The following is a 14,248-nucleotide window of genomic DNA, read 5'->3' as shown; positions in this document are numbered from 1 at the left end:
GGTGCACAGTGGTCGCCATGCGGGCGGATGCGCGGCCGAGGGTGTTCGATCGTGACCCACCCGTAAGCGATCATTGAGCAACCGTTTCCCGGCGGCATACGTCAAGTTGAGGGAAGCGAAAAGCTGCTGCCCCACCATCGGCATGTCGGGCCATACCGATGGCGTACAAATTCCTACCGCCCGGTTGCCCCACCCTTTCGCACCCCCCCTAGACTGAACCTGCAGCACAGGCGGCTAAAACGCTCGAAAGGCGCCCCCGTGTCCATCGGCAACTCCCCTGAAGACGAGCGTCCGTTCGAAGACGACCGTGAGGAAGCCCGCCCTTCCGTCGGCCGTGCCCTCCAACAGGCGCGCATCGCGGCCGGGCTGACCGTCGACGACGTCACCAACGCCACCCGGGTCCGCCTGCCCATCGTGCACGCCATCGAGGCGGACGACTTCGGCCCGTGCGGCGGGGACGTCTACGCCCGTGGTCACATCCGGACCCTGGCCAAGGCCGTCGGCATCGATCCGGCGCCGTTGCTCGCTCAGTACGACGCCGACCACGGCGGCCGACCGGCGCCGACTCCGGCGGCCCCGCTCTTCGAGGCGGAACGCATCCGCCCCGAGCGGCGCGGGCCCAACTGGACCGCGGCCATGGTCGCCGCGATCGTCGCCGTGGTCGGCTTCGTCGGGTTCACCGCGTTCAAGGGCGGTGACGACGGGGGCGGTGACAAGACCCAGGTCGCCGAAGGGGCCACGCCCTCGACCAGCAAGACCGCCTCGCCCACGCCGACCAAGCCGAAGCCCGACCCGTCGGACAGCGCCATCGCGGCCGCGCCCCAGGACAAGGTGACCGTCCAGGTCAGCGCCGCCGACGGCCGCAGCTGGATCTCGGCAAAGGACCACAACGGCCGGCTCCTCTTCGACGGCCTCCTCAAGCAGGGTGAGTCCAAGACCTTCCAGGACAGCGAGAAGATCAACCTCGTCCTCGGTGACGCCGGCGCGATCCAGCTGTACGTCAACGGCAAGAAGATCGACGACGACTGGCAGCCGGGGGCGGTCGAGCGGCTGACGTACACGAAGGGCGATCCGCAGGTCGGATGAGCGGTCCGTCCTTTAAGGGCATGAAGGTACGGGGTTGGCCAAGATCGGCCAACCCCGTCGACGTGGGGTGTCAGTGGGACGAAGTAGTCTTGAGCCCATGCCTGAACGCCGTACCGTCGCACTCGTCACCCTTGGCTGCGCCCGTAACGAGGTGGACTCGGAGGAGCTCGCAGGCCGCTTGGAGGCGGACGGCTGGGATCTCGTCGAGGACGCTGAGGACGCGGACGTCGCCGTCGTCAACACGTGTGGCTTCGTCGAAGCCGCCAAGAAGGACTCCGTCGACGCCCTCCTCGAGGCCAACGACCTCAAGAGGCATGGCAGAACCCAGGCCGTCGTGGCGGTGGGCTGCATGGCCGAGCGGTACGGCAAGGAACTGGCCGAAGCGCTGCCCGAGGCCGACGGCGTGCTCGGATTCGACGACTACTCGGACATCTCGGGTCGGCTCCAGACCATCCTGAGCGGTGGCATCCACGCCGCTCACACCCCCCGTGACCGGCGCAAGCTGCTGCCCATCAGTCCGGCCGCGCGGCAGGAGTCGGCGACCGAGGTCGCGCTTCCCGGGCACGGAGCACCCGAGGACCTCCCTGAGGGTGTCGCCCCCGAGTCCGGCCCCCGGGCGCCGCTGCGCCGTCGGCTCGACGGCTCGCCTGTCGCCTCCGTGAAGCTCGCCTCCGGCTGCGACCGGCGCTGCTCCTTCTGCGCCATCCCGTCCTTCCGCGGCTCCTTCATCTCCCGCCGCCCGAGCGACGTGCTGAACGAGACGCGGTGGCTGGCCGAGCAGGGTGTCAAGGAGATCATGCTGGTCTCCGAGAACAACACCTCGTACGGCAAGGACCTCGGCGACATCCGCCTGCTGGACTCCCTGCTGCCCGAGCTCGCCGAGGTCGACGGCATCGAGCGCGTGCGCGTCAGCTACCTCCAACCCGCCGAGATGCGCCCCGGGCTCATCGACGTCCTGACCTCGACGCCGAAGATCGCGCCCTACTTCGACCTCTCCTTCCAGCACTCCGCCCCGGACGTGCTGCGCGCGATGCGCCGCTTCGGCGACACCGACCGCTTCCTGGAGCTGCTCGACACCATCCGGAACAAGGCCCCGCAGGCCGGCGTGCGCTCCAACTTCATCGTGGGCTTCCCCGGCGAGACCGAGGCAGACCTGGCCGAGCTGGAGCGGTTCCTGAACGGCGCGCGGCTGGATGCCATCGGCGTCTTCGGCTACTCCGACGAGGAGGGCACCGAGGCGGCGACGTACGACCACAAGCTGGACGAGGACGTCGTCGCCCAGCGACTGGCACATATCTCCAGGCTGGCCGAGGAACTCGTCTCGCAGCGTGCGGAGGAGCGCGTGGGCGAGACCGTGCATGTGCTCGTCGAATCGGTTGACGGCGAGGAGGGCGCGTACGGCCGCGGGGAGCACCAGGCTCCGGAGACGGACGGCCAGGTGCTGCTCACGAGCAGCGAAGGGCTCGGCGTCGGTCGTATGGTCGAGGCGAAGGTGGTCGGTACAGAAGGTGTCGACCTGGTGGCCGAGCCGCTTCAGGGCTCGCTCGGGTACGGAGAGGAGGCGACCAGATGACCGGAGTCCCGGCATCCGCCGCGGGCGGCCCCGCCAAGGCGAAAGGGCCGGCGGTATCCGGTGCGTCCGGTTCCCCCTCCATTTCCGCCATGTCGGCCTCCGGTGCACCGGGCGGTGCGAAGCCGGCGCGTGGCGCGAAGCTGACGGCCGTGGCCGTCAACCAGGCCAGTGTGTGGAACATCGCCAACCTCCTGACGATGCTCCGGCTGGTCCTCGTCCCCGGCTTCGTCGCGCTGATGCTGGCCGACGGCGGCTATGACCCGGCGTGGCGCTCGCTCGCCTGGGCGGCGTTCGCCATCGCTATGATCACCGACCTGTTCGACGGTCATCTGGCCCGCGCGTACAACCTCGTCACCGACTTCGGCAAGATCGCCGACCCCATCGCCGACAAGGCGATCATGGGTGCGGCGCTGATCTGTCTCTCCGCCCTTGGCGATCTGCCCTGGTGGGTGACGCTCGTCATCCTCGGCCGGGAACTCGGCATCACCCTGCTGCGTTTCATCGTCATCCGGTACGGCGTCATTCCGGCGAGCCGCGGCGGCAAGCTGAAGACCCTCACGCAGGGCGTGGCGGTCGGGATGTACGTCCTGGCGCTCACGGGGTGGCTCGCCACCCTGCGCTGGTGGGTGATGGCGGCAGCGGTCGTCCTGACCGTGGTGACCGGCCTTGACTATGTGAGACAAGCCATTGTGCTGCGCAGACAGGGAATCGCCGAGCGCAAGGCCGCGTCGGAGGAGGCGGAGGCATGAATTCCCGGGCCGCCGACCTGGTGCGACTACTCACGGTGAGAGGTGAGACGCTCGCTGTCGCCGAGTCTCTGACCGGTGGGCTGGTTGCGGCGGAGATCACAGCGGTGCCGGGAGCGTCCAAGATCTTCCGGGGGTCGGTGACCGCCTATGCCACCGAGTTGAAGCATGAACTGCTGGGTGTCGACGCCACCCTGCTGGCGCAGCGGGGAGCGGTGGATCCGCAGGTCGCGGCCCAGATGGCGACGGGTGTGCGCAAGGCGCTGGGCGCCGACTGGGGCCTTGCGACCACTGGTGTCGCCGGTCCGGAACCCCAGGACGGACAGCCCGTCGGCACGGTTTTCATCGCCGTCGACGGCCCGTTCGCAGCGGATTCCCCGACTGTCGGTGGCGGGAAAGTGGCCTCACTGCGGTTGAACGGCGACCGGGCGGACATTCGTATGGAGAGTGTACGGAGCGTACTCGCACTGCTCTTCCAGGAGCTTGCGAGCGAACAGACCGGGAATGAGCGGGCACAGGATACGGAACAGAACGGGGGGTTTTGATGTTTGCAGCCCTGAGTGAACACGACATCGCTCCCCGCACGGCCGCGGCGCAAGGCGGTACGGTGGGGCGTGAAGGATGCGGCTACGCGGTCCGAGGAGGGAGCCACCGATGATTCTGCTCCGTCGCCTGTTGGGTGACGTGCTGCGTCGGCAGCGCCAACGCCAGGGCCGTACTCTGCGCGAAGTCTCCTCGTCCGCCCGAGTCTCACTCGGCTATCTCTCCGAGGTGGAGCGGGGGCAGAAGGAGGCTTCCTCTGAACTGCTCTCCGCCATCTGCGACGCGCTGGACGTACGGATGTCCGAACTCATGCGGGAAGTCAGCGACGAGCTCGCACTCGCCGAGCTGGCCCGGTCCGCTGCGGCCACGTCGAGCGAGCACGTACCCACGTCGGTGCGTCCGATGCTGGGTTCCGTGTCGGTGGCCGGTGTGCCACCGGAACGGGTGACCATCAAGGCGCCTTCCGAGGCCGTGGACGTGGTCGCCGCGTGAGTCCCACGCGTGTGCGCGTATGAGCTGACGAAGTGTGTGAGGCCCCGGTCGGGGCTTCTCCGGGAGGTCCGGAGAAGCGCTGCCGGGGTTTTCTCGTTTCACGCCTATCCCTTTTGGTCCGTTTGCCGGTATGGGATGTGGCGGTCATGGTGGAGGGATATGACGGGGCGACCCAAGGGAGATTCGGATGTACGTCGTCAAGAGCCCGCTGTCCGACGCGGACCTGAAGACCGTGTCCGAGGCGTTGCAGGGCGCCCTCGTCGACCTGGTGGATCTCGCCCTCGTGGCCAAGCAGATCCACTGGAACGTGGTCGGGCCGCGCTTCCGCTCCGTCCACCTTCAGCTCGACGAGGTCGTGGCCACCGCACGGACGCACTCCGACACCGTCGCGGAGCGTGCCTCGGCGCTGGGTGTCTCGCCGGACGGGCGCGCGGCGACCGTGGCGGTCGGCAGCGGCATCGGCCCGGCGCGCGAGGGCTGGGTCACGGACGGCGATGCGGTGGCCACGCTGGTCGATGCCTTGGGCGCGGTGATCACCCGCATGCGGGAGCGGATCGAGGCGACCGCCGAGCCGGACCCGGTCAGCCAGGACATCTTCATCGGGATCACCGCCGACCTGGAGAAGCACCACTGGATGTTCCAGGCCGCCAACGGGTGACCTGGCCGTGCCTGCGCGCTGACCCGGACCGCAAGCCCGAGACGTGGGCGTGCCCACTGCGCGTGACGGTATTGGCCTGCGCTGCATCCGTGTGCCGTGGGTGCGCCCTTCCGGCGGGTGATGCGGCCCTTCTAGCTTCGGGCCGGAGGTGGTGGTGCCATGACGGGGTCGATAGTGCGCTGGGGGGCGCCGCTCGGGCTCGGGGCGCTGTGGTGGTGGGCCGTGCTGCGGCTCGCGCTGTCGCCCGATGCCGGGGTGCTGGAGGGTGCCGTCGCCGCCGGGGGATGGGGGCTGAGCCTGCTGCCGGTGCACTGTGTGCCGAAGGTGCGGGCGGCCGGCGCCTTGGACACCGGGCGGTGGCGGGAGGCCTGGCGGCTGGCCGTGGCTACCAGGGCATCGCGACCCCGCCGTTCGGGCGCAGGATCTGACCTGTCGTGAAGGCCGACGCGTCCGACGCCAGGTGCAGGACGGCGTAGGCGACGTCCTCCGGCTCGCCGACCCGGCCCAGTGGCGACCTCCGGGCCATCAGTGACTCGGTGTGCGCCTGGGCCTCGCTGTCATGGCGGTCCGTCATGGGCGTGCGGATCCAGCCCGGCGCGACCGCGTTGACGCGTATGCCGTGCCGGCCGATCTCGGCCGCCAGTGTCTTCGTCAGCTGCACCACGGCCGCCTTTGCGGCGCCGTAGCAGAGCAGGCCGGGGCCGCCGGTGTCGACGGCTCCCGACGCCATGGTGATGATGCTGCCCCTGATCTGCTGGGCGAGCATCAGCCGGGCGGCCTCCTGGCAGGCGTAGAGCACGCCTTTGAAGTTGACGTTCAGTACCCGGTCGAGGTCTGCGTCCCTGGTGTCCAGGACGGGGCTGCTGTGCATGATTCCGGCGACCGCGGCCATGACGTGCAGCTGCGCGCAGGACTGGACGGCCTGCTTGAGCTGAGTGCGGTCGGTGACGTCGAGGGGGTGCGTGTGGGCCAGGCCACCCGCGTCCTTGATCAGGGTCGCTGTCTCGTGCAGGCCCTGTGCGTCGCGGTCCGCGCAGTGCACGGTGGCTCCCGCCTCCGCGAGCAGGACCGCCGAGGCCCGGCCGATGCCGCTCCCGGCGCCGGTGACGAACGCGGTGCGGCCGGTGAGGTCGTACGCCTTGACGGGCATAAAGGGACGGTACGAGGGTTTCTGACGGGGCGTCAATTAGTTGGACGGGAGTGGGTTCCGTCGTATGGGGCGGGTTCGTCTGGCTGGTTCAGCCGTACGGGGTCGGGTTCCGTTTCCTGCGAAGGGCGCCGGGGGTCGGGGCGGGGCCCGTCTGGCAGGTCGGGCACCAGTACGTGGGGCGGTCGCGGGAGCCGTCGCCCTGGTCGGCCACGCGGATCGGTGTCTGGCAGCGGAGACAGGGGCGGGGCGCGCGGCCGTACACGAACAGGTCCTGGCCCCGGCGGCCCGTCGTCGTACGGGCGGGGCGGTCGCGGTTGGCCTCCAGGAGCTTCTTGGCGAGGGCGGGGAGTTGCGCGGCGCGCTCGGTGGGGAGGACACCGATGGGGAGCCAGGGGGTGGCGCCGAGCAGGAAGCAGAGCTCGCTCTTGTAGACGTTGCCGATACCGGCCAGATTGCGTTGGTCGAGCAGGGCTTCGCCTAGGGAGCGGGCGGGGTCCGCGAGGAGATTGACCAGGGCGCGGTCGGGGTCCCAGTCCGGGCCCAGGAGGTCGGGGCCGAGGTGGCCCACGACGCGGTGCTCCTCGGTCGTGCGGAGGAGTTCCAGGACGGGGAGGCGGTAGCCGACGGCCGTGTGGTCGGCTGCGCCGAGGATGGCGCGGATCTGGTGGGTGGGGCCGCCGGTCCAGCGCCGGCCTGCGGCGAACACCTTCCAGGCGCCGTCCATCCGTAGGTGCGAGTGGAGCGTCAGGCCGCCCTCGATACGGGTGAGGAGGTGCTTGCCGCGGGGCGTGACGTCCAGGACCGTGCGGCCGGTGAGATCGACGGTGGCGTACTTGGGGACGCGGAGGTCGCTCCGGGTCAGCATCTGGCCCGCGAGCGCGCCGTGCAGGAGCCTTGCGGCTTGCCAGACGGTGTCTCCTTCGGGCATGGGGTTCGTTCTCCTTCGGGCGGTGGATGCCGCCGTGCTTCCGATGCGGTGCCCTGTCGCCGCGCCCTGATGGCGTGCCCTTGCACGGGTCAGGCCCGCAGTCTCAGGCCCCTTGGGGTTGCGATGAAACCGGATCCTTCCAGGAGGCTGCCGATGGGGGAGGTCAGGGCGGAGGCGCCGTTGACGCGCTCCACCGTGACCGTGGCGAGGGAGCCCGCGCGGGCGGCGGTGGCGAGGGCTTCGGCGGCCTCGCGCAGGCGTGGGTCGTCCGTGGCCGTGCCGTCCGGAGTGGAGGGCCAGGCCAGGAGTGTCTTGCCGCCGCGCTCCATGTAGAGCGTCAGCTCGCCGTCGACGAGGACCACGAGGGAGCCCGCCTTGCGACCGGGCTTGTGCCCGGCGCCGGTCGGGGGTTCGGGCCAGGGGAGCGCGGCGCCGTACGCGTTCGCCGGGTCGGCGGCGGCGAGGACGACGGCTCGGGAGTCGGGGGTGGGGCGGGTGCGGTGGGGGGCGAAGCCGGGGCCGGAGCCGTACGGAGGGCTGGTACGGGGCGGGGGGAAGTCGCGCGGGGAGGTGTACTCGTCGCGGGAGCGGGGGGAGTTGGGGCGGGCGGTGGGGGTGTGGGGCGTGCTGAAGCCGTCTTCGAAGCCTTCGTCGAAACCCGGGGCGCCGAAGTCGCTGCCCGATGTGGAGCCGTCGCTCGACTCGAAGCCGCCTGCTGCGGCGCCGTCGGTCCACTCGAAGGCACCCGGTGGGAAGCCCTCGGAGGCGTCGAAGGGCTGTTGGGCGCCGTCGCTGTACGGCTGGGGCGGCAGGACCTCGCCCCGCTCGCGGGCGGACGCCACCGCGCGGAGGCGGTCGACCGCTCCGTCCATGGCGAACTGGGCGGCGCCGAGGCCTTCCACCACGTAGCCACGCCTTGCCTGGCCGCTGTCCTCGAAGGCGGACAGGATGCGGTACGTCGCCGAGAAGCCGCCCTCGACGCCTTCCGCGGAGACGGCTCCCCGCGTCACCACGCCGTGCCGGTCGAGGAGGGTGCGGGCCAGCGCATGGGCGCGGACGGTGGTGTCGGGTTCGCGATCCGGTAGCAGGGACCAGCGGCCGGCGACGGTCGGCGGGCCGGTGCGGGAGGCGGGGCGGGCGGCGGCGGTCAGCGAGCCGTAGCGCCCGCGTGGGACCGTGCGCTTGGCGCGGTGGGCCGTGGAGCCCGCGGTGCGGCCCGAGCCCAGGAGGGAGCGCATGGGCGTGAGGGTGTCATTCGTCAGACGGCCCGACCAGGCCAGGTCCCAGACGGCATCGGCCAGTTGGGGGTCCGTGGCGTCGGGGTGGGTGGTGGCCCGGATCTGGTCGGCGATCTGGCGGAAGAACAGGCCGTAGCCCCCGGAGAGGGTGTCCAGGACGGACTGGTGGAGCGCGGTCAGTTCCAGGGGGTGCGGGGGTGGCAGGAGCAGTGGGGCTGCGTCCGCCAGGTACAGGGAGACCCAGCCGTCCTTGCCGGGGAGCGCGCCCGCGCCGGCCCACACGATCTCTCCGGAGGCGGTGAGTTCGTCGAGCATGGCGGGCGTGTAGTTCGCGACGCGGGACGGCAGGACGAGCTTCTCCAGAGCCGATGCCGGTACGGACGCGCCCTGCAACTGCTCTACGGCACGCACCAGACCGTCGATGCCACGCAGCCCGTGGCCCTTGCCGATGTGCTGCCACTGGGGCAGGAACTGGGCCAGCGCGGGCGGAGTCACCGGCTCCAGCTCCTGCCGCAGCGCGGCCAGCGAACGGCGCCGGAGACGGCGCAGGACCGTCGCGTCGCACCACTCCTGACCGATCCCGGCGGGATGGAACTCCCCTTGTACGACACGGCCGTTCGCCGCCAGTCGCTGCAACGCGCCCTCGGTGACCGCCACGCCCAGACCGAAGCGGGCGGCCGCGGTGGCCGACGTGAACGGGCCGTGGGTACGGGCGTACCGCGCGAGGAGGTCGCCGAGCGGGTCCTTGACCGGCTCGGTGAAGGCCTCGGGGACGCCGACCGGCAGCGCTGTGCCCAACGCGTCGCGCAGGCGGCCCGCGTCCTCGATCGCCGCCCAGTGGTCGGCGCCGGCGATCCGGACGCGGATGGCGCGGCGGGCGCCGGCCAGCTCCTGGGCCCATTGCGGTTCGGCGCCCCGCTCGGCCAGCTCGGCTTCGGTGAGCGGGCCGAGCAGGCGCAGCAGATCCGCGACGCTTTCGGCATCCTTGGCGCGGCGGTCCTCGGTCAGCCACTGGAGTTCCTTCTCCAGCTCGGTCAGGACCTCGGCGTCGAGCAGCTCGCGCAGCTCCGCCTGGCCGAGCAGCTCGGCCAGCAGGCGCGAGTCCAGCGACAGGGCGGCAGCGCGGCGCTCGGCGAGGGGCGAGTCTCCCTCGTACAGGAACTGGGCGACGTACCCGAAGAGGAGGGAGCGGGCGAACGGGGAGGGCTCGGGCGTGGTGACCTCGACCAGGCGGACCTTGCGGGACTCCAGATCGCCCATCAGCTCGACGAGTCCGGGGACGTCGAAGACATCCTGGAGGCACTCGCGGACCGCTTCGAGGACGATCGGGAACGAGCCGAACTCGCTCGCCACCTGGAGCAGTTGGGCGGCACGCTGGCGCTGCTGCCACAGTGGGGTGCGCTTGCCGGGGTTGCGGCGCGGCAGCAGCAGCGCGCGGGCGGCGCACTCGCGGAAGCGGGCCGCGAACAGCGCCGAGCTGCCCACCTGCTCGGTGACGACCTGGTCGACCTCGCCCTTGTCGAAGACCACGTCCGCAGCGCCGACCGGGGCCTGCTCGGCGTCGTATTCCGTGCCTGCCTTCATCGGTGCCTGGTCGAGCAGGTCCAGGCCCATGAGGTCGGCGTCGGGCAGGCGCAGCACGATGCCGTCGTCGGCGTGCATGACCTGCGCGTCCATGCCGTACCGCTCGGAGAGCTTGGCGCCGAGCGCCAGGGCCCAGGGGGCGTGGACCTGGGCGCCGAAGGGGGAGTGGACGACGACCCGCCAGTCGCCGAGCTCGTCGCGGAACCGCTCCACGACGATCGTGCGGTCGTCCGGGACGTGGCCGCAGGCCTCGCGCTGTTCGTCCAGGTAGGACAGGACGTTGTCCGCGGCCCAGGCGTCCAGGCCCGCGGCGAGCAGACGGAGGCGGGCGTCGTCCTTGGGCAGCGAGCCGACCTCGCGGAGGAACGCGCCGACCGCGCGGCCCAGTTCGAGCGGGCGGCCCAGCTGGTCGCCCTTCCAGAAGGGGAGCCGGCCCGGTACGCCCGGCGCGGGGGAGACCAGGACGCGGTCGCGGGTGATGTCCTCGATGCGCCAGGAACTGGTCCCGAGGGTGAAGACGTCCCCGACGCGGGACTCGTAGACCATCTCCTCGTCGAGCTCGCCGACCCGCCCGCCGCCCTTCTTCGGGTCGGCTCCGGCGAGGAACACCCCGAACAGGCCCCGATCGGGAATCGTGCCTCCGGAGGTGACGGCGAGGCGCTGTGCGCCGGGACGGCCGGTGATCGTGCCGACGACGCGGTCCCACACCACGCGCGGACGCAACTCCGCGAAGGCGTCGGACGGATAGCGGCCCGCGAGCATGTCGAGCACGGCCGTGAACGCCGACTCCGGCAGCGAGGCGAACGGCGCGGCCCGGCGGACCATGGCGAGGAGGTCGTCGAGCTGCCAGGTGTCCATCGCCGTCATCGCGACGAGCTGTTGGGCGAGGACGTCCAGAGGGTTGGCCGGCACCCTCAGGGACTCGATCGAGCCGGTGCGCATGCGCTCGGTGACCACGGCCGCCTGGACGAGGTCGCCGCGGTACTTCGGGAAGACGACGCCGGTGGAGACCGCGCCGACCTGGTGTCCCGCGCGGCCCACTCGTTGCAGGCCGGAGGCCACGGAGGGGGGTGATTCGACCTGGACGACGAGGTCCACGGCGCCCATGTCGATGCCCAGTTCGAGGCTGGATGTGGCGACCACTGCGGGGAGGCGGCCCGCCTTGAGGTCCTCCTCGACCTGGGCGCGCTGCTCCTTGGAGACCGAGCCGTGGTGGGCGCGCGCGATGACGGGCGGGGCGCCCTGCGCGGCCCCCGAGCCGCCCATGAGCTCGGCTGGGGCGTGGTGCTCGTCCAGAGGCTCGCCGGTGGCCCGCTCGTAGGCGATCTCATTGAGGCGGTTGCACAACCGCTCCGCGAGGCGGCGGGAGTTGGCGAACACGATCGTCGAACGGTGGGCCTGGACGAGGTCGGTGATCCGCTCCTCCACGTGCGGCCAGATCGACGGGCGCTCCGCCCCTTCGCTGCCGTCGGCCACCGGGGAGCCGCCCAGTTCGCCCAGGTCCTCGACCGGGACGACGACCGAGAGGTCGAACTCCTTGCCGGACTTGGGCTGGACGATCTCCACCTTGCGGCGGGGGGAGAGATATCGGGCGACCTCGTCGACCGGGCGGACGGTGGCCGAGAGGCCGATACGGCGGGCGGGCTTCGGGAGCAGTTCGTCGAGCCGCTCCAGGGTGAGTGCGAGGTGGGCGCCGCGCTTGGTGCCGGCCACCGCGTGCACTTCGTCCAGGATCACCGTCTCGATGCCGGTCAGCGCGTCGCGCGTGGCCGACGTCAGCATCAGGAACAGGGACTCCGGGGTGGTGATCAGGATGTCCGGGGGGCGGGTGGACAGCGCACGGCGCTCGGCGGGCGGGGTGTCGCCGGAGCGGATGCCCACCTTGACCTCGGGCTCGGGCAGGCCCAGGCGCACGGATTCCTGGCGGATGCCGGTCAGCGGGCTGCGGAGATTGCGCTCGACATCGACCGCGAGGGCCTTCAGCGGGGACACATAGAGGACGCGGCAGCGCTTCTTGGGGTCGGCCGGCGGGGGTGTCGAGGCGAGCTGGTCGAGGGCGGCCAGGAAGGCGGCCAGGGTCTTGCCGGAGCCGGTGGGGGCCACCACCAGCACGTCCGAACCCTCCCCGATGGCCTGCCACGCGCCCGCCTGGGCCGCGGTGGGCGCGGAAAAGGCCCCCGTGAACCAGCCGCGGGTCGCGGGGGAGAAGCCGTCGAGGGCTCGATGTGCGGAGCTGACCATGCGTCCATCCTGCACCCGCCCACTGACAATGGCTCTGACCTGCGACGACATATCCGGCGGCGGTGTGGGCGGGGTCGTGGTGAGAATGGGGACATGGTGGGTTCGGATGAGCGGGCGCGGCACTGGCAGTACGCGGAACTGCCCGGCGTCGATCTGCTGCGGGCCCGGTACATCCGCAAGACCTTCGTCCGGCATACGCACGAGAACTTCGTCATCGCCGCCATATCCGAGGGCGTGGAGGTGTTCCACCACCGCGGTGCCGACGAGTACGCGGGCCCCGGCGCGCTCGCGCTGGTCAACCCGGACACCGCGCACACGGGCCGCGCGGGCGTGCCCGAGGGATGGCGGTACGGCGCCGTCTATCCCTCGCCGGAGGTCGTGGCCGAGATCGCCGCGGAGACCACGACGATCCGCGGTACCCCCGGGTTCGTGAGTCCCGTTGTCGACGATCCGTACACCGTGAGCCTGGTGCATCAGGTGCTTCGGGCCGCCGACGAGGGCAACGCCCTGGCCGCCGACACCTTGCTGCGGGTCGTGGTGACCCGGCTGCTCAGGCTGAACGGCGGGCCGCTGCCGCGGCGAGACATACGGACGGCGGGTGCGCGGATCGCGGCACGCGCGCGTGCCGAGCTGGAGGAGCGGATGGCCGAACCGCCGACCCTGGAGCGACTGGCGGCCGAGTTCGGGACCAGCCCCTTCGCCCTGCTCCGGGCCTTCCGGGACGCCTACGGGATGCCGCCGCACACCTGGCTGACCGACGCGCGCGTGCGGCAGGCTCGGCGGCTGCTGGACGCGGGTTCGACGCCCGCCGACGTGGCTGCGGCCGTGGGGTTCACCGATCAGCCCCACCTGAACCGCCACTTCACCCGGATCGTGGGGGTGCCGCCGGGGGCGTACCGGCGTGAGCGCAAGAACGTACAAGACGCACGGCAGCAGCTGCTCCTACCGTCCGAGTCATGGCAGAACAGACAGCTCTCCCGGACATACGCGCCGAAGAAGGAGACCGGGCCGACGCAGCCGTCGTCCGGGACGCGCTCGGAGTCGGGGTCGCCGTAGGACTGTCCGGGTTCGCCTTCGGGGTGACCTCGGCCGGGAGCGGGCTCACGCTCCTACAGACCTGTGCCCTCAGCCTCCTGGTGTTCACCGGCGCGTCCCAGTTCGCACTGGTGGGGGCGCTCGCGGCCGGCGGCAACCCGCTCACGGCGGCCGCCGGTGCCTTCTTCCTGGGCGTGCGCAACGCCTTCTACGGACTGCGGCTGTCGCAGTTGCTGGCCCTCCCGCGCGCGGTGCGGCCGTTCGCCGCCCAGTGGGTCATCGACGAGACCGCGGCCGTGGCGCTGGCGCAGCCGACGCGGCGCAGCGTCCGCATCGGCTTCGCCGTGACCGGGCTCAGCCTGTACGTGCTGTGGAACCTCACCACGCTGCTCGGCGCGCTGGGGGCCGAGGCCATCGGCGACACGGACGCGTGGGGCCTCGACGCGGCCGGTCCCGCCGTCTTCCTGGCGCTGCTCGCGCCGATGCTGACGTCCGCAACCGAGCGGGCCGTCGCCGCTCTCGCCGTCCTGCTGGGACTCGGACTCCTGCCTGTGCTGCCGGCCGGAGTGCCGGTCCTTGCGGCCGCGCTCGCGGCTCCGTTGGTGCTCTTCCTGGAGGGGCGGCGCAGGGGCGCCGTACGCAACGACACGGAAGAGGAAGCCCGTTGAACATCTGGATCGCGATCGGTGCGACCGCCGTCGGCTGCTACGCCGTCAAGCTCGCCGGGCTGCTCGTGCCCGCAGGCGCCCTCGAGAGGCCGCTCGTCAGGCGCCTCGCGGCCCTGCTGCCCGTCGCCCTCCTCGCCGCTCTCACGGCTCAGCAGACCTTCGCCGACGGCCGTGCTCTGGTGCTGGACGCCAGAGCCGCCGGTCTCGTCGCGGCCGCCGTCGCACTCATGCTGCGCGCCCCGTTCCTGCTGGTCGTCGCGGCGGCTGTGGTGGTGACCGCCGGAGTGCGCGCCCTGGGCGGCTGAG

General features: G+C 71.5%; 13 protein-coding genes. 10 read left to right on the top strand and 3 right to left on the bottom strand.

The window, feature by feature from the left end; genetic code table 11:
• The first annotated feature begins 258 nt into the window (after positions 1-258).
• From KCH87_RS28780 to KCH87_RS28750, 7 genes are all read left to right on the top strand, one after another.
• Positions 259-1,086, top strand: a complete 828-nt coding sequence (locus KCH87_RS28780) for a helix-turn-helix domain-containing protein (protein WP_210589203.1) — start codon at positions 259-261, stop codon at positions 1,084-1,086.
• A gap of 97 nt (positions 1,087-1,183) precedes the next feature.
• A complete protein-coding gene (rimO, locus tag KCH87_RS28775; protein WP_210589202.1) occupies positions 1,184-2,659 on the top strand; it encodes a 30S ribosomal protein S12 methylthiotransferase RimO in 1,476 nt (491 codons plus the stop codon).
• Positions 2,656-3,408 (top strand): CDP-diacylglycerol--glycerol-3-phosphate 3-phosphatidyltransferase, encoded by a 753-nt coding sequence (gene pgsA, locus KCH87_RS28770; RefSeq protein WP_210589201.1) that lies wholly within the window; start codon positions 2,656-2,658, stop codon positions 3,406-3,408. Before rimO ends, pgsA begins: the two co-directional genes overlap by 4 nt.
• A complete protein-coding gene (locus KCH87_RS28765) occupies positions 3,405-3,950 on the top strand; it encodes a CinA family protein (RefSeq protein WP_210589200.1) in 546 nt (181 codons plus the stop codon). The genes pgsA and KCH87_RS28765 overlap by 4 nt, the downstream gene beginning before the upstream one ends.
• A 109-nt stretch (positions 3,951-4,059) precedes the next feature.
• The gene (locus KCH87_RS28760) at positions 4,060-4,440 is read left to right on the top strand and encodes a helix-turn-helix domain-containing protein (protein ID WP_210589199.1); all 381 of its coding nucleotides are present in this window, start codon (positions 4,060-4,062) and stop codon (positions 4,438-4,440) included.
• A 187-nt stretch (positions 4,441-4,627) separates the two neighbouring features.
• The gene (locus tag KCH87_RS28755; RefSeq protein WP_210589198.1) at positions 4,628-5,098 is read left to right on the top strand and encodes a Dps family protein; all 471 of its coding nucleotides are present in this window, start codon (positions 4,628-4,630) and stop codon (positions 5,096-5,098) included.
• A gap of 159 nt (positions 5,099-5,257) precedes the next feature.
• Positions 5,258-5,536 (top strand): hypothetical protein, encoded by a 279-nt coding sequence (locus tag KCH87_RS28750; RefSeq protein ID WP_210589197.1) that lies wholly within the window; start codon positions 5,258-5,260, stop codon positions 5,534-5,536.
• Here the strand turns inward: KCH87_RS28750 and KCH87_RS28745 are convergent.
• From KCH87_RS28745 to KCH87_RS28735, 3 genes are all read right to left on the bottom strand, one after another.
• A complete protein-coding gene (locus KCH87_RS28745) occupies positions 5,484-6,248 on the bottom strand; it encodes an SDR family NAD(P)-dependent oxidoreductase (RefSeq protein WP_210589196.1) in 765 nt (254 codons plus the stop codon). The two genes, KCH87_RS28750 and KCH87_RS28745, sit on opposite strands and share 53 nt — an antisense overlap.
• An 88-nt stretch (positions 6,249-6,336) precedes the next feature.
• On the bottom strand, positions 6,337-7,176 hold the full coding sequence (locus KCH87_RS28740; protein WP_210589195.1) for an Fpg/Nei family DNA glycosylase: 840 nt from the start codon (positions 7,174-7,176) through the stop codon (positions 6,337-6,339).
• A gap of 89 nt (positions 7,177-7,265) precedes the next feature.
• The gene (locus KCH87_RS28735) at positions 7,266-12,239 is read right to left on the bottom strand and encodes an ATP-dependent helicase (protein ID WP_210589194.1); all 4,974 of its coding nucleotides are present in this window, start codon (positions 12,237-12,239) and stop codon (positions 7,266-7,268) included.
• A gap of 93 nt (positions 12,240-12,332) precedes the next feature.
• Between KCH87_RS28735 and KCH87_RS28730 the strand changes: the two genes are divergently transcribed.
• From KCH87_RS28730 to KCH87_RS28720, 3 genes are read left to right on the top strand one after another with little or no spacing between them, the layout of a single operon-like run.
• Positions 12,333-13,295: an AraC family transcriptional regulator gene (locus tag KCH87_RS28730; RefSeq protein ID WP_210589193.1), complete on the top strand. Its 963-nt coding sequence runs from the start codon at positions 12,333-12,335 to the stop codon at positions 13,293-13,295.
• Positions 13,196-13,942 (top strand): AzlC family ABC transporter permease, encoded by a 747-nt coding sequence (locus tag KCH87_RS28725; protein WP_210589192.1) that lies wholly within the window; start codon positions 13,196-13,198, stop codon positions 13,940-13,942. The genes KCH87_RS28730 and KCH87_RS28725 overlap by 100 nt, the downstream gene beginning before the upstream one ends.
• The gene (locus tag KCH87_RS28720) at positions 13,939-14,247 is read left to right on the top strand and encodes an AzlD domain-containing protein (RefSeq protein ID WP_210589191.1); all 309 of its coding nucleotides are present in this window, start codon (positions 13,939-13,941) and stop codon (positions 14,245-14,247) included. The genes KCH87_RS28725 and KCH87_RS28720 overlap by 4 nt, the downstream gene beginning before the upstream one ends.
• Position 14,248 lies beyond the last annotated feature (1 nt).

Source organism: Streptomyces sp. GESEQ-35, from assembly GCF_017948485.1.
Classification (GTDB): domain Bacteria; phylum Actinomycetota; class Actinomycetes; order Streptomycetales; family Streptomycetaceae; genus Streptomyces.
The sequence above is the reverse complement of the archived record's forward strand: the minus strand, read 5'-3'. Positions and strand labels throughout refer to the sequence as shown.